Origin of the sequence: Streptomyces sp. NPDC015220, from assembly GCF_043079345.1 — a bacterium.
Taxonomy (GTDB): Bacteria; Actinomycetota; Actinomycetes; order Streptomycetales; family Streptomycetaceae; genus Streptomyces.
This window is the reverse complement of record NZ_JBIBUK010000001.1, coordinates 73,896-100,751: the sequence shown is the minus strand read 5'-3', so window position 1 is coordinate 100,751 and position 26,856 is coordinate 73,896. Positions and strand designations below refer to the sequence as shown.

Below are 26,856 nucleotides of genomic sequence, written 5' to 3'. Positions count from 1 at the left end.
CCGGTTCCCCGCTCCCCGAACACGGGACCCCGCGCCCACGACACGGCCCCGGCGCGCGCCGGACCCCACCCGGCGCGCGCGGGCGGCGTCCCCCGCCCGACCTGTCCCCGTAACCCCCTCGTGCCCTGCCCGTGCCATCAGGCAGCATGTCGTCCATGTCCGTACTGACGCGCGACGAAGCGCAGACCCGTGCCCAGCTCCTCGACGTCCACCGCTACACCGTCGACCTCGACCTGACCGTTGGGGACGACACCTTCGACTCCCTGACCGTCATCCGGTTCACCGTACGCACCGGCCCCGGCACGGGCCAGGACGCCACGGACACCTTCGTCGAGCTCAAGCCCGCCGAACTGCGCTCCGCCACCCTCGACGGACAACCCCTCGACACCGGCGGCCTCATCGAGAACCGCCTGCCGCTGAAGAACCTCACACCCGGCGAGCACGAACTGCGCATCGACGCCGCCATGCGCTACTCCCGCACCGGCGAGGGCATGCACCGCTTCACCGACCCCGCCGACGGCGAGACCTACCTCTACACCCAGCTGTTCATGGAGGACGTCCAGCGCGTCTTCGCCGCCTTCGACCAGCCCGACCTCAAGGCCGTCTTCGACCTCACGGTCAAGGCCCCCGAGAACTGGACCGTCCTCGCCAACGGCATCACCGAGCACACCGGCGACGGCGTCTGGCGGGCCGCCACCACCCCCCGCATCTCCACCTACCTGGTCGCCGTCGCCGCCGGCCCCTGGCACTCGGTGCGCACCGAACACCGCGGCCTGCCCTTCGGCATCCACTGCCGCCGCTCCCTCGCCCCGCACCTCGACGCGGACGCCGACGAGATCCTCGACATCACCCGAGCCTGCTTCGACCGCTACCACGAGAAGTTCACCGAGCCCTACCCCTTCGACTCCTACGACCAGGCATTCGTCCCCGAGTTCAACGCGGGCGCCATGGAGAACCCCGGACTGGTCACCTTCCGAGACGAGTTCGTCTTCCGCTCCGCCGTGACCGACACCGAGCGGCAGACCCGCGCCGTCGTCATCGCCCACGAGATGGCCCACATGTGGTTCGGCGACCTCGTCACCCTCAAGTGGTGGGACGACATCTGGCTGAACGAGTCCTTCGCCGAGTACATGGGCTACCAGACCACCGTCGACGCCACCCGCTTCACCGGCGCCTGGACCGAGTTCGGCGTCTCCCGCAAGGCCTGGGGCTACGACGCCGACCAGCGCCCCTCCACCCACCCCGTCGCCCCCGAAGCCGTCGACGACACCGCCTCCGCACTGCTCAACTTCGACGGCATCTCCTACGCCAAGGGCGCCTCCGCGCTGCGCCAACTGGTGACCTGGCTCGGCGAGAAGGACTTCCTCGCCGGCATCAACACCCACTTCGAACGACACCGCTTCGCCAACGCCACCCTCGCCGACTTCATCGACTCCCTCGCCTCCGCCACCGACCGCGACGTCCACGCCTGGGCCGAGGCCTGGCTGCGCACCACCGGCGTCGACACCCTCAGCCCGCGCGTCGCCCCCACCGCCGACGGCACCTGCGCCCTCACCGTCGACCACCGGGGCAGCCGCCCGCACCGCATCGCCGTCGGCCTGTACGACCAGGACCTCACCGACGAGGGCCGCCTCACCCTGCGCACCCGCCTCGACCTCGACGTGCCGCAGACCGGCCCCCAGCCGATCGGCAAGCGCCCCGCACTGCTCCTCCTCAACGACGCCGACCTCGGCTACGCCAAGGTCCGCTTCGACCCCGAGTCCTCCCAGGCGATCCGCGAGGGCCTGTCCGGCCTGCCCGATCCGCTGACCCGCGCCGTGGTGTGGAACGCGCTGCGCGACGCCGTACGCGACGGCGAACTCCCCGCCACCGCCTACCTCGAGACCGCCCGCGTCCACCTGCCGCACGAGACCGACCTCGCCCTCGCCGAAGCCGTCCTCGCCTTCGCCCGCGTCCACATCGCCGACCGCTACCTCACCCCCGAGCAGCGGCCCGCCGCCCTCGCCACCCTCGCCGACCTGTGCCGCGACCTCATCCGCCGCACCGAGGACGGCGACCACCCCGGACTGCGGCTGATCGCCGTGCGCCAGTTCATCGACGTCGCCGCGCACCCCGAGACCATCGCCGCCTGGCTCGCCGACGGCACCGTCCCCGGCGGCCCCGAACTCGACCCCGAACTGCGCTGGCGCGTCCTGGCCCGGCTCGCCGTCCTCGGCGCCACCGACGAGGCCGCCATCGCCGCCGAACTCGAGCGGGACCCGTCCGCCACCGGCCAGGAGGGCGCCGCCCGCTGCCGCGCCGCCCTGCCCGACCCGGACGCCAAGCGCGCCGCCTGGACGGCGATGTTCTCCGGCGACGACCTCTCCAACTACCTTTTCACCGCAACCGCCCAGGGCTTCTGGCAGCCCGAACAGGCCGACCTCGTACGGGACTACGTGCCGCGCTACTACGAGGACGTACTCGCGCCCGCCGCCCGCCGCGGCCCCGCCATCGCCGCCGCCGCCGGCCGGTGGGCCTTCCCCGCCCACGCCGTCGACGCCGCGCACCTGACCCTCGGCGAGGCCTGCCTGCGCGACGGCGACCCGGTACCCGCCCTGCGCCGCCGGCTCGTCGACCAGCTCGACGACCTGGCGCGGGCACTGCGGGCACGGGAGGCCCGGTAGGGCTCGGACCCGCCAGGCGCGGACGTAGTCCCCGGGACGTACGACACGCCTGGTCCCCGACGACGATGCGCCGGGGCGGGCCTTCTTCCTAGGCTCGGCACGTCTAACAGGACGATCAGCCCGAGCCACGGAGGAAACCGTGATCGTACTCACCGGCGCCACCGGCAATGTCGGCCGTGCACTCCTCGAACGCCTCCTCGCCGCCGACCGGCCCGTGCGGGCCCTGACCCGCGACCCGCAACGGGCCGGCCTGCCCGCAGGGGCCGAGGTGGTGCGGTTCCGGCCGGACGACCCGGCCGCCCTGTTCACCGGGGCGACCAAGCTGTTCCTCTACGCCCAGGCCGCCGGCCCGCAGCCGGCCGACCTGCTGCGGGCCGCCCACGAGGCCGGCGTCCGGCACGTCGTCCTGCTCTCCTCCGCGATCATCGCCGAGGGCGCCGACGAGACCCACCCCATCCACGTCATGCACGCCACCGTGGAGCGGGCGATTCAGGACAGCGCACTGGAGTGGACCTTCCTGCGGCCGGGCGCCTTCGCCACCAACGCCCTCCAGTGGGCGCCGCAGATCCGCGCCGGGGACACCGTCCGCGGGGTCTTCGTCGGCGCCCGGTCCGCCCCCATCCACGAGGACGACATCGCCGCCGTCGCCGAGCGCGCCCTCCTCGACACCGGCCACGAGGGCGCCGTCCTCCGCCTCAGCGGACCGCAGGCCACCAGCAACGCCGAACAGGTCGCCGCGATCGGCCGCGCCCTTGGCCGCGACCTGAGCTTCGTCGAGGTGCCGCCCGAGCAAGCCGGCCCCGAACTCTTCCCGCACGTGCCCCCGCATATGCTCCAGGGCCTGCTGGACAGCTTCCGGGCCGCCGTGGACGCGACCCCGGAGATCACCGACACGGTGGAGAAGATCACCGGCTCCCCGGCCCGCGCCTTCGCCCGCTGGGCCGAGGACCACACGGCCGACTTCCGCGCCTGACCGGACAACCCCGCACGGACCACCACACCGGACCGGAGCACCCCGCACCGGCCCACTCCCCGGTGGACCGTACGGGCCGCGGGGTCCACGTGCCGCAAGGATCGGCCGCCCGGTCCGGCGCTCCGCGGGCCCCGCGGTCTCAGGAGCGCGGGCCGAGCCGCAACACGGCCCTGCGCAGCCCGCCTCCACGCGGCCCGGCCCGCCGGTCGCCCACCGCCGCGGACGGCGCCGAGACGTCCTCCAGCGTGAAACCCAGCCGCTCGACGAAACCCTCCCCGGACCGCCAGCCGCACGGCACGGTCGCGGTCACCCGCGTCACACCCCCCGCACGCGCCAGCAACGCCTCGGCCACCGCCCGGCCCAGCCCGCGCCCCCGCGCCCAGGGCGCCAGCAGGAACAGACCCACCGCCACCGCCCCCGGCTCCGGATGGTCGCGCACCGCGTCCACCAGACCCGCCACCAACCCGTCCCGTTCCACCACCCACAAGGTCTTGGCATCCGGATCCGCCCCCTCGGGCAGCGCGTAGAACAGACTCTGCACATCACCCGGCCCCGACGGCAGCCCCGTCGCCGCCACGAACCAGTCCTCGCACTCCTCGAACAGGGTCAGCAACGGCCCCTCGTCCCGCGGCCCCGGCTCCCGCACCACCACCCGCTCACCCGGCACGTCGACCGACAAGACGTCATCCATCGACCCGTCCACCCCGTCCCTCCACTCATCCGTCCACCCGCCCCCGCCCATCCGTCCGGACAGCCGGCGACGGCAGGGCCCTCACCGGCCCCAACACCACCTACCCGTACGGAAGTACCCCCTTTCGGGTTCCGCTCGCCCGGCTTTCCGGGCACACCGGACCCCCGCCGTACAAGCTGGACCTCCCTGCCCGCGCGCCCGGAGGACAGCCCATGAGCACCCCGCCCCCGCCCGCACTCCGGGCCCTCGCCTCCGGTCCCCAAGGCCCCGCCGCCCTGCGACCGCTGCTCGACACCGTGCTCGGCGCCCTCGACAGCGGCCGGCGCGCCCGCGGCGGCCCCCTGCCCGCGGGCGGACCCGACGCCGTCGCCGCCCGGCTGCGCGACGCCGTGGGAGACGTCCTGCCCGACCACGGCGACCCCGAAGCCCTGCGCGTCCTCGTCCACGCCCTCGCCGAAGGCGCCGCCGACCCCGCCGACCCCCTGTGCGCCGCCCACCTGCACTGCCCGCCGCTCGCCGTCGCCGTCGCCGCCGACCTCGCCGCCGGCGCCCTCAACCCGTCCCTCGACTCCTGGGACCAGGCCCCCGCCGCCTCCGAACTCGAAGCCCTCGTCACCCGCGAACTGGCCCACGAGGCCGGCCTCGCCGACGCCGTCGTCACCACCGGCGGCACCGAGGCCAACCAACTCGCCCTGCTACTGGCCCGCGAGACCCACGACGGCGGCGTCCGCCTGGTCTGCGGCGCCAACGCCCACCACTCCCTGCCCCGCGCCGCCTGGCTGCTCGGCCTGCCCGACCCCGTCATCGTCCCGGCCCCCTCCGGCACCATCGACCTCGCCGCCCTGCACGAAGCCCTCACCGACATCGCCGGCCCCCGCGGCTCCCTCCTCGTCGCCGCCACCGCCGGCACCACCGACGCGGGCCTCATCGACCCGCTCCCCGAAATCGCCGGACTGTGCGCCGCCCACGGCGCCCGACTGCACATCGACGCCGCCCACGGCGGCGGCCTGCTCCTCAGCGACCGCCACCGCGACAAACTCACCGGCCTCGAAGCCGCCCACACCGTCACCCTCGACCTGCACAAACTCGGCTGGCAACCGGCCGCCGCCGGACTCCTCGCCGTCCGCCGCCCCCGCGACCTCGACATCCTCCACCAGCACACCGACTACCTCAACGCCGACGACGACACCGAAGCCGGCTACCCCGACCTCCTCGGCCGCTCACTGCGCACCACCCGCCGCCCCGACATCCTCAAGATCGCCGTCACCCTCAAAACCCTCGGCCGCACCGGCCTCGGCGCCCTGGTCGACCAAGTCTGCGCCCACGCCCGCGAACTCGCCGACCTCGTCCTCGAACACCCCGGCTTCGAGCTCTACGACCGCCCCACCATCAGCACCGTCCTCTTCCGGCCCACCGACGCCACCGACGACACCGTCGCCACCGTCCGCCGCAGACTCCTCGGCGAAGGCCGCGCCGTCCTCGGCCGCGCCCGCCTCGACGACCGGCTCTGGCTCAAGGCCACCCTCCTCAACCCCGACACCACCACCGACGACCTGGCCACCCTGCTGAAACTGGTGGAAGGAACCACCCTCGGATGAACCACCCCCAGCACCCACCACGCCACACCCCCGCCACCCCCCGCGACCTGGTCGGCATCGGCATCGGACCGTTCAACCTCTCCCTCGCCGCCCTCGCCCACCCGCTCACCGGACTGTCCACCGCCTTCTACGAGCAACGCCCCCGCTTCCACTGGCACCCCGGACTGCTCATCGACGGCGCCCGCGTCCAAGTGCCCTTCCTCGCCGACCTCGTCAGCCTCGCCGACCCCACCAGCCACTGGTCCTTCCTCAACTACCTGAAGGCCCACGACCGGCTCTACCCCTTCTACTTCGCCGAACGCCTCCACATCCAACGCGCCGAATACGACGCCTACTGCCGCTGGGTCTGCGGCAACCTCCCCGCCCTCCGCTTCGGCCACCAGGTCGACACCGTCCGCTGGAACCCCGAACACCACCTCTTCGAAGTCGACTTCACCCAGCTCGACACCGACGGCGAAACCGAAGCCCTGGGCCGCACCTACACCCGCCACGTCGTCCTCGGCGTCGGCACCCAACCCCACGTCCCCGCCCCGCTACGCCCCCTCCTCGACACGTCCGGCGCACCCGCCGTCCACGCCGCCGACTACCTCCACCACCGCGACGCCCTCCTCACCGCCGGCCACATCACGGTCATCGGCTCCGGACAGTCCGGCGCCGAGATCTTCCTCGACCTGCTCCGCCACCGCCCCGCCGGACGAGAACGCCTCCACTGGATCGGCCGCACCGAGGCCTTCGCCCCCATGGAGTACTCCAAACTCGGCCTGGAACACTTCACCCCCGACTACACCCGCTACTTCCACGCCCTGCCCGAGCCCGTCCGCGACCGGCTGGTCCCCGCCCAGTGGCAGCTCCACAAGGCCGTCGACGCGGACACCCTCGCCGCCATCCACGACGAGCTCTACCGCCGCAGCCTGCACGGCGGCTGGCCCGACACCGTCCTCACCCCGGGCATCCGCGTCCGCACCGCCCGCCGCCCCAGCCCCCACAAAATCGAACTCCACCTCGAACACACCCAGCAGGGCACCAGCACCCGGCTCACCACCGACGCCGTCGTCCTGGCCACCGGCCACCGCAGGCGCCCCCTCACCCCACTCCTCGCCGGCCTCGACCCCCACCTGCGCCGCGACAGCCGCGGCCGGCCCCGCGTCGACGAACGCCACCGCCTCGTCCTCGACCCCGCCATCACCGCCACCGGCTGCCACGTCCACGTCCAGAACGCCGAACTCCACACCCACGGCGTCGGCACCCCCGACCTCGGCCTCGCCGCCTGGCGCAGCGCCACCATCCTCAACTCGGTCACCGGAAAGGACACCTACCCCCTGCCCGCCCGCACCGCCTTCACCACCTTCGGCCTCGAACAACGACGGCCCCAGATCCCGCACACCCACCGGATGAAAACCCTCTCACCCCTGGCGGACGGAATCTGAGGCCGCGCCCCCTCACCGCCGGCTCACCCCGGCACCGCCGCCAGGACTAGAAAACCGGCGTGCCGTTCCGCGTCAGCCTCCAGTCCACCGACGCGAAGTCCTTCGGGTCCAGCACACCCCTCGCCGTCACCCACTCGGCGATCCGGGTACGGATCTCCGTCGACTCCGACCACAGCTCCTTCGCCGACGCCACGTACGGGAACGCACCACCGCCGTTGGCCCGGTAGTTGTTCACCGCCAGCACGAACTGCTGAGCGTCGTCCAGCGGCGCCCCACCGAAGGTCAGGTTCCTGATCCGCGAACCCGCCGGCTGCGCGACGTCGATCTCGTACGCCAGCCCCGACACATAGTCGTAGTTGTAATCCGGACGGTTGTTCGCGTTCGTCAGCTTCTCCACGTCGACGACCACGCCCGCCGCCGTCTGCACGTAGTACTCCGCCGAGTACTCCAGGTACGCCCGCACCTGCGCACCCGTCATCAACTTCGCCACCAGCGTGTTGTCGTACACGTACAGGCTCGACAGATCCCGGATCGTCACGTCCCCGGCCGGGATCTCCGAGGTCCGGGAGAACGGCGAGGCCTGCGCGATCACCGGCAGCGCCGCGTACTCGGTGCCGGCCAGCGCGGCCTTGACCACGTCCTCCTGCACCTTGGTGATCAGATCGATGATCGGCGCGTCCTTGTAACGGGCCTCCACCGTCGTCAGGGTGTCGGTCGCCCGGCCCACCACCTGATTGACGTACGCCACGACCTTCTCGTGCTCGTCGTCCAGCAGCCCGGTGATCCTCGGGTCGTCGGCGACCGTGCTGGAGTCCCGCAGCGAGGCGGCGACCGACTCCACCTCCCACCGGCCCTTGGCGAACACCAGCTCGATGTCGAAGACACTGAGCCGCTCCGCGAAGCACAGCGGCTCCGACAGCACGACCGTCTTCCCGGTCTTCTCGTTGACGACCTTCAGCTCAGGGATCTCCAGATGGGCATGGCCCACCAGGATGGCGTCGATACCCGGCACCTGCCTGGCCACGTTCGCCGCGGCATCCTCCACGTACGGCAACTGGTCACCGTAGGACGAGACACCGGAAGTACCCGAGTGCGCCGACACGATCACCACGTCCGCACCCATCGAACGCAGCTTCGGCACCCACTTGGCCGCCTGCTCCTCCAGCCCCGGGAACGTCAGCTTCCCCTGGACATAGGCCTTGTCCCAGATCGCGATGCCCGGATTGGTCAGACCGAGCACGGCCACCTTCACCGGCGGACCACCGTGCACCTTGAACGTCTTCATGAAATACGGCGCGAACGCCGGCCGCTGCGTCCTCGCGTCCAGCGCGTTGGCGCCCAGAAGCGGGAAATCGCACTGCTGCTCGAACTTCCGCAGCGTCTCGATGCCGTAGTTGAACTCATGATTGCCCAACGCCACCGCGTCGTACCCGATCGCGTTCATCGCCCGCGCCATCGGATGCACCGGACCGCCCTCGGCGGTGATCGGATCCACCTTCGCGTAGTAGTACGTCAACGGCGTGCCCTGAATCGTGTCCCCGGCGTCCAGCAGCAGCGTGTTCTCACGCCCCCGCTCCGCACGCAGCTGGTTCACCAGCGTCGAGACCCGGGCCAGACCCTGCGCGTTGCCCGCCTTGTCGACGTACTCCGCGTCCTTGAAGTAGTCCCAGTTGAAGACATGCCCGTGCAGATCCGTGGTCCCCAACACCGTCAACGAGTACCGCTTGGAGCGCCCACCCGGGCCACGCCCCGCCGCAGCCTCCGCAGCCTCCGCAGCCTCCGCAGCCTCCGCCGAAGGAGCCGCCGCCGCACCCGCCAACGCCACCCCCGCCCCGGTCACCGCGGACTTCTTCAGGAACTTCCGGCGGTTCAACGCCATGTCTGGTTCTCCTAGCGAAAGATCAACGACGCGCGTAGATGGACGCGCGTAGATTCTGACCGGAACACCGCGAACCGCAACACCCCCCGCAGGTTGCGATCTGATGACCCACAACCACCGGACCCACCACGACTGACACAGTGGGACACATGACCCACCACCCCGAAGAGCCACCCCCACCCACCCACCCCCACACCCCCTACGGCACCCCCGACACCCCCCGCATCGCCGTCCGCGGCGAAGCCCACCTCGAAGTCGACCCTGAAATCGCCCGCATCACCATCACCGTCACCGCCCGCGGCAAAGACCGCCGCTCCACCCTCAACGACCTCACCCGGCGCAACACCGCCGCCCTCGACCTCGTCAGAACCTACGGCCAAGCCGTCGAACGCCTCGAAACCGGCACCCTCACCCTCACCCCCGAACTCACCGGACACGGCCGCGGCGAACGCATCCGCACCTACCACGGCACCACCCACCTCACCGCCGAACTCAACGACTTCACCGCCCTCGCCGAACTCACCACCCGACTGGCCGACCTCGAACTCACCCGAGTGGACGGCCCCTGGTGGGCACTGCGCCCCGACTCACCCACCCACCGACAAGCCCGACAACAAGCCGTACGCGAAGCCGTACAACGCGCCAAGGAATACGCCGAAGCACTCGGCACCACACTCCAAGCCCTCACCGAGATCGCCGACACCGCCGCGGACAACCCCCCACCCCACCCACCCGGCGCAACCGGCACCCGCATGCGCGCCATGGCCGCCTACGGCGCGCCCGCGGCGCCCGACGAACCAGCCCCCCTCGACCTGGAACCCGAACGGCAGCACGTATACGCGCAACTCAACGCGCGATTCACCATGAAACCGCCCAAACTGTAACCACATCAGAACCCCCCGACGACCGACCGAGGAACACCCCGAACACCCCCGGGAACAACCACCCGCACACCCCGACGAAAGTCAACACACCTTCACCCAAAGGACGTTGGACAGTAACCCCACACCAAACCCCTACCGAACGGTAAGGCCTAGGCTCACACCATGCGCCGAGCAAAAATCGTCTGCACCCTTGGCCCCGCCACCGACACATACGACCAGATCAAAGCACTGGTCGACGCCGGAATGGACGTCGCCCGCCTCAACCTCAGCCACGGCACCCACGCCGAACACGAGGCGCGCTACCAACACGTACGCCAAGCCGCCGACGCCACCGGCCGCAGCGTCGGCACCCTCGCCGACCTCCAAGGCCCCAAAATCCGCCTCGACCGCTTCCGCGAAGGCCCCGTACTCCTCGAACGCGGCGACACCTTCACCATCACCGTCGAAGAAGGCACCCAGGGCGACCGCCACATCTGCGGCACCACCTACGCCGGCCTCGCCGACGACGTCACCCCCGGCCAACGCATCCTCATCGACGACGGCAGAGTCGTCCTCGAAGTCACCGACATCGACGGCCCCCGAGTCCACACCACGGTCACCGAAGGCGGCATGGTCTCCGACCACAAAGGCCTCAACCTCCCCTCCGCCGCCGTCTCACTCCCCGCCCTCTCCAAGAAAGACGAAGACGACCTCCGCTGGGCACTGCGCACCGGCTTCGACGTCATCGCCCTGTCATTCGTACGCAGCGGCCGAGACGTCCTCGACGTCCACCGCATCATGGACGACGAAGGCCGCCGCCTCCCCGTCATCGCCAAGATCGAGAAACCCCAGGCCGTCGAAGCCCTCGACGACATCGTCGCCGCCTTCGACGGCATCATGGTGGCCCGCGGCGACCTCGGCGTCGAAATGCCCCTCGAACAGATCCCCATCGTCCAAAAGCGCGCCATCAAACTGGCCAGACGCAACGCCAAACCGGTGATCGTCGCCACCCAGATGCTCGACTCCATGATCGACAACGCCCGCCCCACCCGCGCCGAGGCCAGCGACGTCGCCAACGCCGTCATCGACGGCACGGACGCGGTCATGCTCTCCGGCGAGACCAGCATCGGCAAGCACCCGGTCGAAACCGTCCGCACCATGGCCAAGATCGTCGCGGCCGCCGAGGAAGACCTCCCCGCCAAGGGCCTCCCCCCGCTCACCGACCGCGACAAACCCCGCACCCACGGCGGCGCGGTCGCCCGCGCCGCCGCGGAGATCGGCGACTTCCTCGGCGCCCGCTTCCTGGTCGCCTTCACCCAGTCCGGCGACACCGCCCGCCGCCTCTCCCGCTACCGCTCGCCCATCCCGCTCCTGGCCTTCACCCCGGAACCGGCCACCCGCTCCCAGCTCAGCGCGACCTGGGGCGTGGAGACCTTCCTGGGACCGCACGTGGACTCCACCGACGCGATGGTCGACCAGGTGGACGAACTGCTGCTGAAGTACGGCCGCTGCCGCAAGGGCGACGTGGTGGTCATCACCGCGGGCTCCCCTCCCGGCGTGGCGGGCACGACGAACCTGGTCCGGGTGCACCACATCGGAGAGGACGACAGTCCGAAGTAGTCCCCTCAGTGCTTGGGGCCCACATGGGCGTCCAGCAGGGCCACGGAGGCTCTGCGGGCGACGGAGATGTTGCGGCCGTTCGCCTTCCAGTCGACGTGAACCCGGTCGAGGGTGTCCGTGAACAGCCGGATGATGTCCTCCGACAGGTTGGTGAAGAAGTACCGGGGATACTCGTAGCGCTTGCGCTCACCGCCGACGAGACGGGTCGCCCAGTTGGTGATGCGACAGCCGTCCGAGTGGATGAGGCCCCGGATGAAGTCCCACGGGTGCGCGTCGACGATCTCTCGCTGCCACGGTTCGAGGGCGATGCGGCGGTCGTGCTTCTTGCCGGGGCCGTGCTGGGGGAAGAGGCACCAGAGATGTTTCGAGTAGAGCTTGACCTCTCTGCAGCCCTTACGGCGGACGCGGCAGACGGAGTTGCCTGGGAACACCGAGCGCATGGCCTCCTCGCAGGCGTCCATGAGCCCGGGCCACGACTCGGTGCAGGCGACGGAGAGGCTGGGTGTTCGCATGGCCCGGTTCTGGATGATGTGCCCGTCACCGAGGTACAGACCGAGAAGGTAGGCGTAAGCCTCTTCGTTCAAGTCTCGGTCACACCGTGGGCACGCTGACTGGTGCGCGCCCGGGCACTCTCCACGCTTGGCGCGGTCCACGTGCTTCCAGTAGCTGATCGTTCCGAGGGGGACGTCAAGTCGTCTTGCCACGTCCGCGTTCCTCACGCCGTCCCTCAGCAGGGCCAGGGCCGTCTGTCGCACTTGTGTGCCGTACTGGTTCACACGGACACGGTGCGTCATGGGACGGAGTGACGCGCGGCAAAAGAGTGAGGATCACGCGAACGTGATCCCTCACCTGCCGAAAGCAACCTTGGAAATTAAGGAAAAGTGCCCCGGGTGGGACTCGAACCCACACTGTATGGTGTTTGAGACCATCGTCTGCTGCCAATTGGACTACCGGGGCCCATGGAATCAAAGGTTACCCGTGACTCCGTGCCCACTACCTTACCGCAGCTAGGTAGGCTCTTGGGAGCAGCATCTGCCTCCCCCGGAACAAGGAGCGCCCCCGTGACCGCCGAGTCGCCCCAGCCCGTTGACGTGCCCGACGACGAGAAGTCGCACGTGCCTCCGCTGACGACCCGTGTCGTCATCGCGGAGGACGAGGCGCTGATCCGGCTGGATCTCAAAGAGATGCTGGAGGAGGAGGGGTACTCCGTCGTGGGTGAGGCCGGGGACGGTGAGCGGGCGGTGGAGCTGGCCCGTGAGCATCGGCCGGATCTGGTGATCCTGGATGTGAAGATGCCGAAGCTGGACGGTATCTCGGCGGCGGAGCGGATCGCCGAGGAGCGGATCGCGCCGGTGTTGATGCTGACCGCTTTCTCGCAGCGTGATCTGGTGGAGCGGGCGCGGGACGCGGGTGCGATGGCGTATCTGGTGAAGCCGTTCAGCAAGAGTGATGTGGTGCCGGCGATCGAGATGGCGGTGTCGCGGTTCACGGAGCTGAAGGAGCTGGAGAAGGAGGTCGCGGACCTCTCGCAGCGGTTGGAGACGCGGAAGCTGGTGGATCGTGCGAAGTCGGTGTTGCAGACGGAGTACGGGCTGACGGAGCCGGCGGCGTTCCGCTGGATCCAGAAGACGTCGATGGATCGCCGTATGTCGATGCAGCAGGTGGCGGAGGCGGTCATTCAGGACAGCGAGGAGAAGAAGGCCGCGAAGGGTGGTGCGAGGCCCGAGGAGGGCTGAGCCGCTGGTTGGCGTAGGCGCGGGGCGAGGCCCGCACCCCGGGTCGGGGTGCGGGCCTCGTCGTGTGTGGGGCGGTGGGTCAGTCCTCGCCGAGGTAGGCCTTGCGTACTGATTCGTCGTGGAGGAGGTCGCGTCCGGTGCCGGAGAGGACGATGCTGCCGACTTCCATGACGTGGCCGCGGTCGGCGAGGGAGAGTGCGGCCTGGGCGTTCTGTTCGACGAGCAGGATGGTGGTGCCCTGGGATTTGAGTTCGGCGATGGTCGCCATGATTTTCTGCATCATGATCGGGGAGAGGCCCATGGAGGGTTCGTCGAGCATGAGCAGTTTGGGTTGGGACATGAGGGCGCGGCCCATGGCGAGCATTTGCTGTTCGCCGCCGGAGAGGGTGCCGGCGGCTTGTTTGCGGCGTTCGCCGAGGATGGGGAAGAGGTCGTAGGCGCGTTGGATGTCTTTTTCGATGCCGTCCCTGTCCTTGCGGAGGAAGGCGCCGAGGCGGAGGTTGTCCTCGATGGTCATGCGGGGGAAGATGTGGCGGCCTTCGGGGGAGTGGGCGAGGCCGAGGGAGACGATCTGGTGGGCGGGGATCTTCTTGAGGGACTTGCCGTTGAACTTGATCTGTCCGCCGACGGGCTTGAGGAGGCCGGAGAGGGTGCGCAGGGTGGTGGTTTTTCCGGCGCCGTTGGTGCCGATGAGGGTGACGATCTGGCCGGCGTCGACCTTGAAGGAGATTCCCTTGACGGCTTCGATCTTGCCGTAGGCGACTCGGAGGTCCTCGACTTCGAGCAGTGTGGTCATCGGTCGTTCTCCTTGCCGGGCGTGGCGTGGTCGCCGGTGTCGCCGGGCGTGGGGGCTGCTGTGGTGTCGTCGGGGGTGGTGTCGCCGGGCGTGGGGTTGGCTGGGGTGTGGTCGGGGGTGGTGGCTGTGGTGGTGTGGGCGTGTGCTTCGGCGTGGGCGACTTCGGCGGCTTCTTCGTCGCCGGGGGCTCCTTCGAAGGGTTCGCCGAGGTAGGCGGCGATGACGCGTTCGTCGCCCTGGACGGTGGTGCTGTCGCCTTCGATGAGTTTTTCGCCTTGGACGAGGACGGCGACGCGGTCGCAGAGGTTGAAGATGAACCGCATGTCGTGCTCGATGACGAGGATGGCGATGCCCATGTCGCGGATGGCGAAGACGAGTTCTTCGGTGGTGCGGGTTTCCTGGGGGTTCATGCCGGCGGTGGGTTCGTCCAGGAGGAGGAGGCCGGGTTCGCTGGCGAGGGCGCGGGCGATTTCGAGTTTGCGTTGTTCGCCGTAGGGGAGGTTGCGGGCGAGGTGGTCGGCTTTGTCGGCGAGGCCGACGAAGTCGAGGAGTTCCATGGCGCGTTGGCGGGAGGCGTTTTCGGCGCGGTGGAAGCCGGGGCCGCGGAGGACGGCGGACCAGAAGCCTTCTTTGGTGCGGGTGTGCCGGCCGACGAGGACGTTCTCGAGGACGGTCATGTTGGAGAAGAGGCGGATGTTCTGGAAGGTGCGGGCGATGCCGGCTGCGGTGACTTTGAAGGATTTGGGTGGGAGGAGGGTGCCTTTGTAGCGGACTTCGCCTTCGGTGGGGACGTAGAGGCCGGTGAGGCAGTTGAAGAAGGTGGTTTTGCCGGCGCCGTTGGGGCCGATGAGTCCGACGATTTCGCCGCTGTTGACGGTGAGGTCGACGTTTCGTACGGCGGTGAGGCCGCCGAAGCGCATGGTGACGCCGCGTGCGTCGAGGACGGTGGTGCCGGGGGTGGTGGGGCCCGGGGTGGTGTCCTTGGTGGTGGTGTCGGTGGTCATGGTGGTCAGGCCCCTGTCTTGCCGAGGGCCGCGGGCGCGTCGGCTTCTTCGTGGAATTCCAGTTGGCGGCGTCGGTTGGGGACGAGGCCTTCGGGGCGGAAGCGCATGAGGAGGATGAGGGCGAGTCCGAAGGCGAAGAGCTGGTAGTTGCCGAGGAACTGGAGTTTGTTGGGGATGAGGAAGAGCAGTGCGGCGCCGATGAGGGGGCCGGCGATGGTGCCCATGCCGCCGAGGACGACTGCGGCGAGGAGGAAGGCGGAGTTGGGGGGGACGGCTCCGGCGAAGAGGTATTGCTCGGGGGTGACGGTGTAGGTGACGTGGGCTTGGACGGTGCCGGCGAGGCCGGCGAGGCAGGCGCCGACGGCGAAGGCGATGAGTTTGACGCGGAAGCCGTTGATGCCCATGGCGAGGGCGGCGGTTTCGTCTTCGCGGATGGCGACCCAGGCGCGGCCGATGCGGGAGTTGCCGCTGCGTCGGAAGACGAGGACGACGACGGCGGTGATGATGAGCATGAGGAAGAAGTAGTTGGCGAAGCGGCCGATGGTGTAGCCGGCGACGTCGTGTGGGATGCCGAAGTCGAATCCGAGGATGTCGAGGTTGGGGATGGAGGCGATGCCGTTGGAGCCGTTGGTGAGGTCGGGTCCGGAGGTGCCGTCGAGGTTGTTGGCGGTGATGCGGAAGATCTCTCCGAAGCCGAGGGTGACGATGGCGAGGTAGTCGCCGCGGAGTCGGAGGGTGGGGGCGCCGATGAGGACGCCGAAGACGAGGGATGCGGCTCCGCCGACGAGGACGGCTGCCCAGAAGGGGAAGTGGACGTCGAAGGGGGAGGTGGGGGAGCCGGAGACGAGGGCGGCGGCGTAGGCGCCGACGCCGAGGAAGGCGACGTAGCCGAGGTCGAGGAGGCCGGCGAGGCCGACGACGATGTTCAGGCCGAGGGCGACGGTGGCGAAGATGAGGATGTAGACGCCGAGGGTGGCGTATTTGTCGTCGGTCTGGGTGAAGGGGAAGAGGGCGGCGGTGATGAAGGCGCCGCAGGTGGAGATGGACTGGTGGCGTGCGGTGATCTGGGAGAGGTGGGGGATGAGGCCGGATTTGTTGAGGGCGGCGAAGCCGAGTCCGGCGAGGAGGAGGAAGCCGATGAAGAGTTCGTCGTAGGGGGTGCCGATGCCGTAGGTGAAGACGGTGAGGCCGAGTGCCATGACGGCGACGATGATGAGGATTTCGGCGTAGGGGGGGAGTGGGGGCAGGGGGCGGGGGGTGGGGGCGGTGAAGACGGCTTTGGTGGTTTCCCAGGTGTGGCCGAGGTGGTGTTTGTAGCGGTCCCAGCCGGTGGTGTCGGGGTCGATGGGGTCGGGTTCGGGGCGTTGGAAGGGGAGGGCGAGTGCGCCGAGGAGGGTGGTGAGGGTGGTGATGGCGACGATGTAGCCGCCGGGTTCGAGGTTGACGACGCCGCCGAGTTCGACGCTGATGGAGATGACGGTGTACCAGGCGGTGGCGAAGGTGGCGAGGGCGGCGAGTTTGACGGCGGCGTCGGCGCCGGCGGGGGTGAGCCAGCCGAGGCCCTTGATGCCGTAGGAGGCGAGGGCGAGGAGGGTGGTGAGGGTGGCGCCGATGAGGACGAGGACTTGGAGGCCGCCGGGGTAGCCGTAGACGGTGAGGTCGCCGGGGAAGTCGGTGGTCCAGGTCCAGGCGAGGAAGGTGGCGGCGATGGTGAGGACGCTGCCGCCGGTGGCGAGGGCGCGGCCGAGGTGTTCGGGTATGCCGATGAGGCCGGTTCGGGTGGCGCCGTGGGTGGGGGCGCTGGGGGTTTCGGGTGTGGTGGTCTGTGTGGTCATCGGTGTCACGCCCTGTCCGCGACGCGCTCGCCGAGCAGGCCTTGGGGCCTGAAGAGGAGCACGAGAATGAGGAGTACGAAGGCCCAGACGTCGGCCCAGGTGTTGCTGCCGAATTTGTCCATGCCGGGGATATCGGCGATGTAGGCGGTGGCGAGGGTTTCGGCGACGCCGAGGGTGAGGCCGCCGATCATGGCTCCGTAGATGTTGCCGATGCCGCCGAGTACGGCTGCGGTGAAGGCTTTGAGGCCGAGGATGAAGCCCATTTTGAAGTCGATCTGGCCGTATTTGAGGCCGTCGGCGAGGCCGCCGACGGCGGCGAAGGCGGCGCCGAGGGCGAAGGCGACGACGATGATGCGGTCGGTGTTGACGCCCATGAGTTTGGCGGTGTCGGGGTCCTGGGCGGTGGCCTGCATGCCGCGTCCGGTGCGGGTCTTCATGACGAAGTAGCCGAGGATGGCCATGCTGATGGGGGCGGCGAGGAGGAGGAAGATGTCGCCGGTCTGGATGGTGACGCTGCCGATGTGGAAGGGGCCGCCGGGGATCTGGGGGAAGGGGCGGGCGGATTTGGCGTCGGGGTACCAGGCCCATACGGCTTGCTGGAGGGCGAGGGAGAGGCCGATGGCGGTGATGAGGGGGGCGAGGCGGGGGGCGGTGCGCAGGGGGCGGTAGGCGAACCGTTCGGCTCCTACGGCGACGAGTACGGCGACGATGATGGCGCCGAGGAGCATGAGGGGCAGTGCGACCCACATGGAGGTGCCGTCGGGCAGGATGTACGCGTAGACCGTGAGGGCGCCGAAGGCGCCGGTCATGAAGATCTCGCCGTGGGCGAAGTTGATGAGCTGGACGATGCCGTAGACCATTGTGTAGCCGATGGCGACGAGGCCGTACATGGATCCCAGTAGCAGGCCGTTGACCAGCTGCTGCGGCAGTTCGTTCACCGCATGTCCTCCGAGACTTTCGGACGTTCGACGGATGTGACCGGTTGTGACCGGATGCCAGTCCGCGCGGGGCGCCAGTGGAACAGCGCCCCGCGCGGCTGTTGAGCGGTGTGGGTGTGGGTCAGCCGGTGAAGGTGCCGGACTTGACGGGCACGAAGGTGCCGTTGTCGACCTTGTAGACGGTGAGCTGCTTGTTGGTGGCGTCACCGTATTCGTCGAAGGAGACCTTGCCGGTCACACCGTCGAAGGAGACGTTCGCCATGGCCTCGGTGACCTTGGCGCGGGCGTCGTCGGGGAGCTTGCCGCCGTTGTCGTCGACGACCTTCTTGACGGCCTCGATGATGGCCCAGGCGGAGTCGTAGGAGTAGCCGCCGTAGGCGGCGTAGCCCTCCTTGTAGCCGGCGGCCTTGTAGTCGGTCACGAACTGCTTGGCGGAGTCGAGCTTCTCGACGGGCGCGCCGACGGAGGTGGCGAGGTCGCCGGCGGCGGCGGGGCCGGCGAGCTTGCCGTAGGTGGCGTCGTTGATGCCGTCGCCGCCGACCAGGGGGATCTTGGCGCCGGCTGCCTTGATCTGCTTGCTCAGCGGGCCGGCCTGCGGGTATTCGCCGCCGTAGTAGACGACGTCGGCGCCGGAGTTCTTCACCTTGGTGGCGACGGCGGAGAAGTCCTTGGTGTCGGGGTTGATGTGCTCGGTGCCGACGACCTGGCCGCCGAGTTTCTTGAACTCGTCGGTGAAGGTTCCGGCGAGGCCGGCGCCGTAGGTCTTCTTGTCGTCGATGACGAAGACCTTCTTCTTCTTGGCGTCGTTGTAGACGTACTGGGCGGCGAACGGGCCCTGGATGGCGTCGGTGGTGGCGGTGCGGAAGTAGGACTTGTACTGGCGGACCTTCTTGGTGCGCCAGTCGGGGCCCTGGGTGAGGGAGGGGCCGGTGTTGGCCGGGGAGACCTCGGCCAGTTTGGCGTCGTCGAAGACCTTCTGCATGGATTCGGCGACGGAGGAGTTCAGCGGGCCGACGACGCCGAGGACGCTCTTGTCGGCGACGTAGGTGGTGGCGTTCTGCTGGCCGGAGGAGGGCTGGGCCTGGTCGTCGCGGGCGTCGAGTTTGAAGGTGACGCCCTTGACGTAGTTCTTCTTGTTGGCGGTCTTGACGGCGAGGTCTGCGGAGTTCTTGATGCCGAGGCCGAGGGCGGACAGGTCGCCGGTCAGCGGGGCGTCGACGCCGATGGTGACGGTGGTTCCGTCGTTGCCGGAGCCGGAGTCCTTGTCGCCGCCGTCCCGGGAGCCACAGGCGGTGAGGGTGAGTGCTCCCGCCGCCAGCGCGGCGGTGATGGCGATGAGCGAACGTTGACGCACGATCAGTCCTTTCCCTGGCACGGCCCTCCCCCCTGGAAGGGGCCGAGTCGAGCGCCGGCCCGAAGAGGATTTCCGACCGCGCGGTGACTGGCCGTGACTCTAGGCGTGTGCGGGGAACGGGGAGGAGGGTCTGGCCAAGGCTGTGACGTTCTTGTTATGACACGACGTATTGCGGAGCGGTACTCGACGGGTGGAACAGCGGAATTCAGGCCGATTCGCCCTGTCCGCATTCTGAGAACCCGCAGGACGAACCGGGCTGAGTTCAGGTGTGTCAGGGGTTTTGGTGATTACCGAGAATCGTTGCCGCAGGCGACTTGCAACGCCTCGGAGAGCGCGTGCGCATAGCGTGACCCCAGGATGAAACTCTGGACCTCCATTGCGCGGGCGTTACGCAGTGTCACATCCACGAAAGGGAGTCCGGCATTCTCCGGTACTCTCCCGCATTCCGTGACATGCATGGTGATGAGGATCTTGCGGGCGGTGCCGGACTTCGTCCGGAAAGGGGGGCGGGGTACGGAGATCAGGGAAAGTCCCGCATAGGGCTGTTTCATCGCCAAAACGGTGACCGGAGGGCCGGATTCCACGCTCAGCAGCAGCGCGAAGCCGAAGCTCCCCGGAGGTGCGTCGCGCGGGACGGGCGCCGGGTCCAGGTAGGAGACGTCGACCACCTGGGACGGGAACGGCGGTGCCGGCGGCGGGGATTGCCGCTCCCGGGTGAGGTACAGCGAGCCGCCGCCGGCCAGGAGGGCGGCGAGCGCCGCGGCCGTCAGCGCGGTGCGGCGGCGCCGGTGACCGAGCCGGACCGGACGCCGGGACGGCGGACCGGCGACGAGCGGGCCGTCCGGGTCGGGGGCGTTCCACGCGCGCGTGCCCTCGCCCGGCTCCGGGGGGCCGACGCCGCTCACCGCCACGGCTCCGTGCCCGGATTGCCGCGGCGGTACCGGGCGGCACAGCCGGCGCGTGCCCGGCGCTCGATCGACTCGTGGGCGGCCTCGCGTCCTTGGCGCCGCTCCACGGTACGTGCGGCGGCCACCGTCCGGCGCAGGATCTCGTACTGTCCGTTGGACAGGCCCATCGACTGGTAGTCGCCGTAGGTGTCGCCGTCCAGCACCTCCTCGGACCAGTGCGTGACGATCCGGACGCACAGCTCCTCGGCGGACATGGTCGAAGAGGGCGGTGGGGACGGCGACCGGGGCGGGGCGCCGTGACCGGTGCCCGTCGCGCCACCGCCGCAGCCGGCCGTCAGCACGCCCGCCAGGAACACCGGCGCGAGCCGCGCCCCGAGTGCCGTCGCCCCGGACCGCGGGGCTCCTCGCGTTCCCATGCCATGACGCTAGGGCGCGCGGCGCCGAGGGGCAACGGCGGCGACGGAAGCGGAACCTGACGGTCGGCCGGCGCCACGGAGGGCTGGACCGGGCGGCCGGTGGCCCGGTGGAGGGGGCGCCCCGCCACCCGGCCGGTGTGCCCCTCGACCCGGCCGGTGCCCCGCCCCCGGCCGGGTGGCGGGGCGCCGGCCTGCCGTGAGCCGGGGCGTGGGCCGGCAGGCCGCGGCGTCGGGGCGGCGGGTCAGCCGGCCGCGGACGTCCGGCCGCCGTCGGCCGGCTTCACGTCGCGCAGCAGACAGGTCAGGCGGGCGCTGCACACCCGTCGTTCCTGCTCGTCGCTGATCACGATCTCGTAGGTGGCCGTCGAGCGTCCCCGGTGCAGTGGGGTGGCGACGCCGGTGACCAGCCCGGAGCGCACGCCGCGGTGGTGGGTGCAGTTCAGGTCGACACCGACGGCGATCTTGGAGCTGCCGCCGTGCAGCATCGCGCCGATGGAACCCAGGGTCTCGGCCAGCACCGCGGAGGCGCCGCCGTGCAGCAGCCCGTACGGCTGGGTGTTGCCCTCCACCGGCATGGTGGCCACGACACGCTCGGCGGACGCCTCGAGGATCTCGACGCCCATCCGGGTGCCGAGGTGCCCGGCGGAGAACAGGGAGGGCAGGTCGACGCCGAGCGCGGCGTACTCGTCGACGACCTCCTGCGGGAACTTCACGTCGTGCTGCTCGCCCATGGGATCCGGCTCCGTTCGCGTCGATCGGCCACTTAGGCACTGAGCAAACGCTCAGTCGGTCGCCGATTGTTCCAGACGCACCACGACGGACTTGCTGGCCGGGGTGTTGCTGGTGTCCGCGGTGGCGTCCAGCGGCACCAGGACGTTGGTCTCCGGGTAGTACGACGCCGCGCAGCCCCGGGCCGTCGGGTAGTGCACGACCCTGAATCCCGGGGCGCGCCGCTCCACCCCGTCGCGCCACTCGCCGACGAGATCGACGTACGAGCCGTCGGCCAGCCCGAGCCCGCGCGCGTCCTCGGGGTTGACCAGGACCACCCGGCGGCCGTTGCGGATGCCCCGGTAGCGGTCGTCGAGGCCGTAGACCGTGGTGTTGTACTGGTCGTGCGAGCGCAGTGTCTGCAGCAGCAGCCGGCCCTCGGGCAGCCGCGGGTACTCGACCGGCGCGGCGGTGAAGTTGGCCTTGCCGGTGGCGGTGGGGAAGCGGCGCTCGTCGCGCGGGGCGTGCGGGAGGGCGAAGCCGCCGGGACGGGCCACGCGCGCGTTGAAGTCCTCGAAGCCGGGGATCACCCGGGCGATCCGGTCGCGGACGGCGGCGTAGTCCTGTTCGAACTCCTCCCAGGGCACCACGCTGTCCTCGCCGAGCACCCGGCGCGCGAGCCGGGCGACGATGGCCGGCTCGGACAGCAGGTGGCGCCCTGCGGGCTCCAGCCGGCCGCGCGAGGCGTGCACCATGCCCATGGAGTCCTCGACGGTGACGAACTGCTCGCCGCTGCTCTGCACGTCGCGCTCGGTGCGGCCCAGGGTGGGCAGGATCAGGGCGCGCGCGCCCGTGACGACGTGGGAGCGGTTGAGCTTGGTCGACACGTGCACCGTCAGCCGGGCGCGGCGCATGGCCGCCTCGGTGACCTCGGTGTCGGGGGAGGCGGAGACGAAGTTGCCGCCCATGGCGAAGAACACCTTCGCCTCGCCGTCGCGCAGCGCGCGGATGGCCCGTACGACGTCGTAGCCGTGCTCGCGCGGGGGCGCGAACCCGAACTCCTTCTCCAGCGCGTCCAGGAAGGCGGGCGCCGGGCGCTCGAAGATGCCCATCGTGCGGTCGCCCTGCACGTTGGAGTGGCCGCGCACCGGGCACACGCCCGCGCCCGGGCGGCCGATGTTGCCGCGCAGCAGGAGGAAGTTGACCACTTCCCGGATGGTCGGCACGGAGTGCTTGTGCTGGGTGAGGCCCATCGCCCAGCACACGATGGTGCGCTTCGAGGCGAGGACCATCCTCAGCGCCCGGTCGATCTCGGCGCGGGTGAGGCCGGTCGCGGCGAGCGTCTCGTCCCAGTCGGCGGCGCGCGCCGCGGCGGCGAACTCCTCGAAGCCGTGGGTGTGTTCGCGGACGAACAGCTCGTCGACGGCGCCGTCGGTCTCGAGGATCAGCTTGTTGAGGAGGCGGAAGAGGGCCTGGTCGCCGCCGATGCGGATCTGCAGGAACAGGTCGGTGAGCGCGGCGCCGGCGGCCAGCCCCTTGGGGGTCTGCGGGTTCTTGAAGCGCTCCAGGCCGGCCTCGGGCAGCGGGTTGACGCTGATGATCCGCGCGCCGTTCGCCTTGGCCTTCTCCAGCGCGGAGAGCATGCGCGGGTGGTTGGTGCCCGGGTTCTGGCCGGCCACGATGATCAGGTCGGCCTGGTACAGGTCCTCCAGCAGGACGCTGCCCTTGCCGATGCCGATGGTCTCCGACAGCGCCGAGCCGGAGGACTCGTGGCACATGTTGGAGCAGTCGGGCAGGTTGTTGGTGCCCAGCTCGCGGGCGAACAGCTGGTAGAGGAAGGCCGCCTCGTTGCTGGTGCGGCCCGAGGTGTAGAAGACGGCCTCGTCGGGGGAGGAGAGCGCGGCGATCTCCTCGGCGACGATGCCGAAGGCCCGCTCCCAGGTGACCGGCTCGTAGCGGTCGGCGCCCTCGGGCAGGTACATGGGGTGGGTCAGCCTGCCCTGCTGGCCCAGCCAGTAGCCGCTGCGCGTGGCCAGGTCGGCGACCGGGTGCGCGGCGAAGAACTCCGGTGTGACCCGGCGCAGGGTGGCCTCCTCGGCGACCGCCTTCGCGCCGTTCTCGCAGAACTCCGCCCGGTGCCGGTTCTCCGGCTCGGGCCAGGCGCAGCCGGGGCAGTCGAAGCCGTCCTTCTGGTTGACCCGCAGCAGCGTCAGCGCGGTGCGGCGCACACCCATCTGCTGCTGGGCGATGCGCAGGGTGTGCCCGATGGCCGGCAGCCCCGCCGCCGCGTGCTTGGGCTCGGCGACCTGCGGCGCGTCCTGGACCGGATCACCCTTGGGCGGCTTCGTGGCCATCGCACCCTCCCCTTCGACTGCGCTTCGCGGTGTGTTCCCGGGCACGTGAGGTGTTTCTCGGGCCGGCCCCGGAGCCCTCCGATCCTCGCACGCCGCGGTGACGACGAACCCGGCCGGGCGGGCGGAGGCCGGGAACAGAGGTTGCGTGAACGGCGGGCGGGGGTCGGGGCGGGTGTCCATGGGGGCGGGGGATGCGATCCGTCGGTCCGTCCGTCGGAGCCCGGCCGTGCGGTCCCGGCTCTCCGCCGGGCCGGGGCGCGGGGCAGCGGGCCCCGGGGCGGCCGGGCCACGACTGTCGGTGGGGCGTGGCAGGATCGAGGACGTGGCAGAGACAGCACCGAAGAAGACCGACAACGCCCCCGGCGGCACCCGTCCCCGGCTGATGCTCATGGATGGGCACTCGCTGGCCTACCGCGCGTTCTTCGCGCTGCCCGCGGAGAACTTCACGACCGCGACGGGCCAGCCGACGAACGCGATCTACGGCTTCGCGTCGATGCTGGCCAACACGCTGCGTGACGAGGCGCCCACGCACTTCGCGGTCGCGTTCGACGTCTCCCGTCAGACCTGGCGCTCGGCGGAGTTCACGGAGTACAAGGCGAACCGCTCCAAGACCCCGGACGAGTTCAAGGGCCAGGTGCAGCTGATCTGCGAGCTGCTCGACGCGATGAACGCCTCCCGCTTCGCCGTCGAGGGCTTCGAGGCGGACGACGTCATCGCCACCCTCGCCACCCGGGCCGAGGCCGAGGGCTTCGAGGTGCTGATCGTCACCGGCGACCGCGACTCCTTCCAGCTGGTCTCCGACCACACCACGGTGCTGTACCCGACCAAGGGCGTCTCCGAGCTGACCCGGTTCACCCCGGAGAAGGTCGTCGAGAAGTACGGCTTGACGCCCGCCCAGTACCCGGACTTCGCGGCGCTGCGCGGCGACCCGTCGGACAACCTCCCGGGCATCCCCGGCGTCGGCGAGAAGACGGCCGCGAAGTGGATCAACCAGTTCGGTTCGTTCGCGGAGCTGGTCGAGCGGGTCGAGGAGGTCAAGGGCAAGGCCGGGCAGAACCTGCGCGACCACCTGGAGGCCGTCAAGCTCAACCGCCGGCTCACCGAGCTGGAGCGGAACGTGGAGCTGCCGAAGGCGGTCACCGACCTCGCCCGGACGGCGTACGACCGCAAGGCCGTCGCGACGGTCCTGGACTCCCTGGAGATCCGCAACCCGTCGCTGCGCGAGCGGCTCTTCGCGGTCGACCCGGGCGCGGAGGAGGCCGAGGCGACGCCGGTCGTCGCGGAGGGCGTGGAACTGGACGGCACGGTGCTCGGCACCGGCGAACTGGCCGGCTGGCTGGCCGGGCACGGTGCGCAGAGGCTGGGTGTCGCCACGGTCGACGCCTGGGCGCTGGGCGCGGGCTCGGTCGCCGAGGTCGCGCTGGCCGCGGCCGGGGGAGCGGCCGCCTGGTTCGACCCGTCCCAGCTGGACGAGTCGGACGAGAGGGCGTTCGCCTCGTGGCTGGCCGACGCCGAGCGGCCCAAGGTCTTCCACGACGCCAAGGGCGCGATGCGGGTCCTCGCCGAGCACGGCTGGAGCGTCGAGGGCGTGCGCATGGACACCGCGCTCGCCGCCTACCTCGTCAAGCCGGGCCGCCGTTCCTTCGACCTGGACGCGCTCTCCCTGGAGTACCTGCACCGGGAGCTGGCGCCCGCCGCCGCGGCCGACGGCCAGCTGGCCTTCGGTGCGGACGAGGCCGCCGAGGCCGAGGCCCTGATGATCCAGGCGCGGGCGATCCTCGACCTCGGTGAGGCGTTCGAGGGCCGGCTCGAGGAGGTCGGCGCGGCGGACCTGCTGCGCGACGTGGAGCTGCCCACCTCCGCGCTGCTCGCGCGGATGGAGCGGTACGGCATCGCCGCGGACCGGACGCATCTCGAAGCCATGGAGCAGACGTTCGCCGGTGCGGTGCAGCAGGCCGTGAAGGAGGCGCACGCGGCAGCGGGGCACGAATTCAACCTCGGCTCGCCCAAGCAGCTCCAGGAGGTCCTCTTCGGCGAGCTGGCCCTGCCGAAGACCAAGAAGACCAAGACGGGCTACACCACCGACGCCGACGCCCTGGCCTGGCTGGCGGCCCAGACGGACAACGAGCTGCCGGTGATCATGCTCCGCCACCGCGAGCAGGCCAAGCTCCGCGTCACCGTCGAGGGCCTGATCAAGACGATCGCGGCGGACGGCCGTATCCACACCACGTTCAACCAGACCGTCGCCGCGACCGGCCGGCTGTCCTCCACCGAGCCGAACCTCCAGAACATCCCGGTCCGCACCGACGAGGGCCGGGCCATCCGCCGCGGCTTCGTGGTCGGTGAGGGCTTCGAGTCGCTGATGACCGCCGACTACAGCCAGATCGAGCTGCGGGTGATGGCCCACCTCTCCGAGGACGCGGGTCTGATCGAGGCGTTCACCTCCGGTGAGGACCTGCACACCACCGCGGCCTCGCAGGTCTTCGGCGTCGACCGGTCGGCGGTGGACGCGGAGATGCGCCGCAAGATCAAGGCGATGTCGTACGGCCTGGCGTACGGGCTGTCGGCCTTCGGCCTCTCCCAGCAGCTGAACATCGAGGCGGCCGAGGCCCGCGCCCTGATGGACGCCTACTTCGAGCGCTTCGGAGGTGTGCGGGACTACCTGCGCCGGGCGGTCGACGAGGCACGGGCGACGGGCTACACGGCGACGCTCTTCGGTCGTCGCCGCTACCTGCCCGACCTCAACAGCGACAACCGCCAGCGCCGTGAGGCGGCTGAGCGCATGGCCCTGAACGCGCCGATCCAGGGCACGGCGGCGGACATCGTGAAGATCGCCATGCTGCACGTGGACCGGGCGCTGCGCGAAGCCGGTCTCACGTCCCGCATGCTGCTGCAGGTCCACGACGAAATCGTCCTGGAGATCGCCCCCGGCGAGCGCGAGTCCGCCGAGGAGATCGTCCGCCGCGAGATGTCCGGCGCGGTCCGGCTCAGGGCGCCACTGGACGTCTCGGTGGGCGTGGGCACGGACTGGGAGTCGGCGGCGCACTAAGAAGGGCCTGTCCTCACATTCCCGTGGTCGCCGGGAGGGCGGCC

20 protein-coding genes and 1 tRNA gene are annotated in these 26,856 nt (G+C 70.3%); 8 read left to right on the top strand and 13 right to left on the bottom strand.

Annotated elements, in window-relative coordinates; genetic code table 11:
• The first annotated feature begins 155 nt into the window (after positions 1 to 155).
• Together pepN and ACF061_RS00415 are read left to right on the top strand one after the other, a co-directional pair.
• Positions 156 to 2,663, top strand: a complete 2,508-nt coding sequence (gene pepN / locus ACF061_RS00420; protein WP_392264534.1) for an aminopeptidase N — start codon at positions 156 to 158, stop codon at positions 2,661 to 2,663.
• A gap of 139 nt (positions 2,664 to 2,802) precedes the next feature.
• Positions 2,803 to 3,636, top strand: coding sequence for an NAD(P)H-binding protein (locus ACF061_RS00415; RefSeq protein WP_392264533.1), 834 nt, complete (start codon positions 2,803 to 2,805; stop codon positions 3,634 to 3,636).
• A gap of 139 nt (positions 3,637 to 3,775) precedes the next feature.
• Here the strand turns inward: ACF061_RS00415 and ACF061_RS00410 are convergent, their stop codons facing one another.
• Complete coding sequence (locus tag ACF061_RS00410; RefSeq protein WP_392264532.1) at positions 3,776 to 4,327, bottom strand: GNAT family N-acetyltransferase; 552 nt, start codon at positions 4,325 to 4,327, stop codon at positions 3,776 to 3,778.
• A 212-nt stretch (positions 4,328 to 4,539) separates the two neighbouring features.
• Here ACF061_RS00410 and ACF061_RS00405 point away from each other — a divergent pair, with 212 nt between their 5' ends.
• A complete protein-coding gene (locus ACF061_RS00405; protein WP_392264531.1) occupies positions 4,540 to 5,925 on the top strand; it encodes a pyridoxal phosphate-dependent decarboxylase family protein in 1,386 nt (461 codons plus the stop codon).
• Entirely contained in the window at positions 5,922 to 7,352 is a 1,431-nt protein-coding gene (locus tag ACF061_RS00400; RefSeq protein ID WP_392264530.1) for a lysine N(6)-hydroxylase/L-ornithine N(5)-oxygenase family protein, read from the top strand. The genes ACF061_RS00405 and ACF061_RS00400 overlap by 4 nt, the downstream gene beginning before the upstream one ends.
• Before the next feature lie 46 nt (positions 7,353 to 7,398).
• On the opposite strand, the gene ACF061_RS00395 is transcribed toward ACF061_RS00400, so the two are convergent.
• Positions 7,399 to 9,231, bottom strand: coding sequence for a bifunctional metallophosphatase/5'-nucleotidase (locus ACF061_RS00395; RefSeq protein WP_392264529.1), 1,833 nt, complete (start codon positions 9,229 to 9,231; stop codon positions 7,399 to 7,401).
• A gap of 149 nt (positions 9,232 to 9,380) precedes the next feature.
• Between ACF061_RS00395 and ACF061_RS00390 the strand changes: the two genes are divergently transcribed.
• Together ACF061_RS00390 and pyk are read left to right on the top strand one after the other, a co-directional pair.
• The gene (locus ACF061_RS00390) at positions 9,381 to 10,115 is read left to right on the top strand and encodes an SIMPL domain-containing protein (RefSeq protein ID WP_392264528.1); all 735 of its coding nucleotides are present in this window, start codon (positions 9,381 to 9,383) and stop codon (positions 10,113 to 10,115) included.
• 162 nt (positions 10,116 to 10,277) lie between these two features.
• The gene (gene pyk, locus ACF061_RS00385; RefSeq protein WP_392264527.1) at positions 10,278 to 11,714 is read left to right on the top strand and encodes a pyruvate kinase; all 1,437 of its coding nucleotides are present in this window, start codon (positions 10,278 to 10,280) and stop codon (positions 11,712 to 11,714) included.
• Between the two features lie 5 nt (positions 11,715 to 11,719).
• Here pyk and ACF061_RS00380 read toward each other — a convergent pair whose 3' ends face one another.
• Together ACF061_RS00380 and ACF061_RS00375 are read right to left on the bottom strand one after the other, a co-directional pair.
• Positions 11,720 to 12,490 carry a helix-turn-helix domain-containing protein gene (locus tag ACF061_RS00380; protein WP_392265361.1) on the bottom strand — a complete coding sequence of 257 codons (771 nt, stop codon included), beginning with the start codon at positions 12,488 to 12,490 and terminating at the stop codon, positions 11,720 to 11,722.
• 106 nt (positions 12,491 to 12,596) lie between these two features.
• Positions 12,597 to 12,671: transfer RNA gene (locus ACF061_RS00375), tRNA-Leu, on the bottom strand.
• A gap of 104 nt (positions 12,672 to 12,775) precedes the next feature.
• Between ACF061_RS00375 and ACF061_RS00370 the strand changes: the two genes are divergently transcribed.
• Entirely contained in the window at positions 12,776 to 13,450 is a 675-nt protein-coding gene (locus ACF061_RS00370; protein WP_392264526.1) for an ANTAR domain-containing response regulator, read from the top strand.
• A 79-nt stretch (positions 13,451 to 13,529) separates the two neighbouring features.
• On the opposite strand, the gene ACF061_RS00365 is transcribed toward ACF061_RS00370, so the two are convergent.
• The 9 genes from ACF061_RS00365 to ACF061_RS00325 form a co-directional block, all read right to left on the bottom strand.
• Complete coding sequence (locus ACF061_RS00365) at positions 13,530 to 14,246, bottom strand: ABC transporter ATP-binding protein (protein WP_392264525.1); 717 nt, start codon at positions 14,244 to 14,246, stop codon at positions 13,530 to 13,532.
• The gene (locus ACF061_RS00360) at positions 14,243 to 15,250 is read right to left on the bottom strand and encodes an ABC transporter ATP-binding protein (protein WP_392264524.1); all 1,008 of its coding nucleotides are present in this window, start codon (positions 15,248 to 15,250) and stop codon (positions 14,243 to 14,245) included. Before ACF061_RS00360 ends, ACF061_RS00365 begins: the two co-directional genes overlap by 4 nt.
• A gap of 5 nt (positions 15,251 to 15,255) precedes the next feature.
• Positions 15,256 to 17,085, bottom strand: a complete 1,830-nt coding sequence (locus tag ACF061_RS00355) for a branched-chain amino acid ABC transporter permease (RefSeq protein ID WP_392264523.1) — start codon at positions 17,083 to 17,085, stop codon at positions 15,256 to 15,258.
• A gap of 5 nt (positions 17,086 to 17,090) precedes the next feature.
• Positions 17,091 to 18,023 (bottom strand): branched-chain amino acid ABC transporter permease, encoded by a 933-nt coding sequence (locus ACF061_RS00350; protein ID WP_392264522.1) that lies wholly within the window; start codon positions 18,021 to 18,023, stop codon positions 17,091 to 17,093.
• Positions 18,024 to 18,144: 121 nt separating this feature from the next.
• Positions 18,145 to 19,377: a branched-chain amino acid ABC transporter substrate-binding protein gene (locus ACF061_RS00345; protein ID WP_392264521.1), complete on the bottom strand. Its 1,233-nt coding sequence runs from the start codon at positions 19,375 to 19,377 to the stop codon at positions 18,145 to 18,147.
• A gap of 287 nt (positions 19,378 to 19,664) precedes the next feature.
• The gene (locus ACF061_RS00340) at positions 19,665 to 20,282 is read right to left on the bottom strand and encodes a hypothetical protein (RefSeq protein ID WP_392264520.1); all 618 of its coding nucleotides are present in this window, start codon (positions 20,280 to 20,282) and stop codon (positions 19,665 to 19,667) included.
• Positions 20,279 to 20,701, bottom strand: coding sequence for a hypothetical protein (locus ACF061_RS00335; RefSeq protein ID WP_392264519.1), 423 nt, complete (start codon positions 20,699 to 20,701; stop codon positions 20,279 to 20,281). Before ACF061_RS00335 ends, ACF061_RS00340 begins: the two co-directional genes overlap by 4 nt.
• Before the next feature lie 242 nt (positions 20,702 to 20,943).
• Positions 20,944 to 21,432, bottom strand: coding sequence for a hotdog fold thioesterase (locus ACF061_RS00330; protein ID WP_392264518.1), 489 nt, complete (start codon positions 21,430 to 21,432; stop codon positions 20,944 to 20,946).
• A gap of 51 nt (positions 21,433 to 21,483) precedes the next feature.
• Positions 21,484 to 23,763 carry an FdhF/YdeP family oxidoreductase gene (locus tag ACF061_RS00325; protein WP_392264517.1) on the bottom strand — a complete coding sequence of 760 codons (2,280 nt, stop codon included), beginning with the start codon at positions 23,761 to 23,763 and terminating at the stop codon, positions 21,484 to 21,486.
• 322 nt (positions 23,764 to 24,085) lie between these two features.
• Here ACF061_RS00325 and polA point away from each other — a divergent pair, with 322 nt between their 5' ends.
• Positions 24,086 to 26,812, top strand: coding sequence for a DNA polymerase I (gene polA / locus ACF061_RS00320; protein WP_392264516.1), 2,727 nt, complete (start codon positions 24,086 to 24,088; stop codon positions 26,810 to 26,812).
• The last annotated feature ends 44 nt before the right edge of the window (positions 26,813 to 26,856 follow it).

Excerpts from the sequence above, each read along its gene's own strand:
- ACF061_RS00390 (WP_392264528.1), top strand. The coding sequence starts at position 9,381 with ATGACCCACCACCCCGAAGAGCCACCCCCACCCACCCACCCCCACACC.
- ACF061_RS00335 (WP_392264519.1), bottom strand. The coding sequence starts at position 20,701 with ATGGGAACGCGAGGAGCCCCGCGGTCCGGGGCGACGGCACTCGGGGCG.
- ACF061_RS00365 (WP_392264525.1), bottom strand. The coding sequence starts at position 14,246 with ATGACCACACTGCTCGAAGTCGAGGACCTCCGAGTCGCCTACGGCAAG.
- pepN (WP_392264534.1), top strand. The coding sequence starts at position 156 with ATGTCCGTACTGACGCGCGACGAAGCGCAGACCCGTGCCCAGCTCCTC.
- ACF061_RS00400 (WP_392264530.1), top strand. The coding sequence starts at position 5,922 with ATGAACCACCCCCAGCACCCACCACGCCACACCCCCGCCACCCCCCGC.
- ACF061_RS00360 (WP_392264524.1), bottom strand. The coding sequence starts at position 15,250 with ATGACCACCGACACCACCACCAAGGACACCACCCCGGGCCCCACCACC.
- ACF061_RS00405 (WP_392264531.1), top strand. The coding sequence starts at position 4,540 with ATGAGCACCCCGCCCCCGCCCGCACTCCGGGCCCTCGCCTCCGGTCCC.
- ACF061_RS00330 (WP_392264518.1), bottom strand. The coding sequence starts at position 21,432 with ATGGGCGAGCAGCACGACGTGAAGTTCCCGCAGGAGGTCGTCGACGAG.
- ACF061_RS00410 (WP_392264532.1), bottom strand. The coding sequence starts at position 4,327 with ATGGATGACGTCTTGTCGGTCGACGTGCCGGGTGAGCGGGTGGTGGTG.
- ACF061_RS00395 (WP_392264529.1), bottom strand. The coding sequence starts at position 9,231 with ATGGCGTTGAACCGCCGGAAGTTCCTGAAGAAGTCCGCGGTGACCGGG.
- ACF061_RS00355 (WP_392264523.1), bottom strand. The coding sequence starts at position 17,085 with ATGACCACACAGACCACCACACCCGAAACCCCCAGCGCCCCCACCCAC.
- pyk (WP_392264527.1), top strand. The coding sequence starts at position 10,278 with ATGCGCCGAGCAAAAATCGTCTGCACCCTTGGCCCCGCCACCGACACA.
- ACF061_RS00325 (WP_392264517.1), bottom strand. The coding sequence starts at position 23,763 with ATGGCCACGAAGCCGCCCAAGGGTGATCCGGTCCAGGACGCGCCGCAG.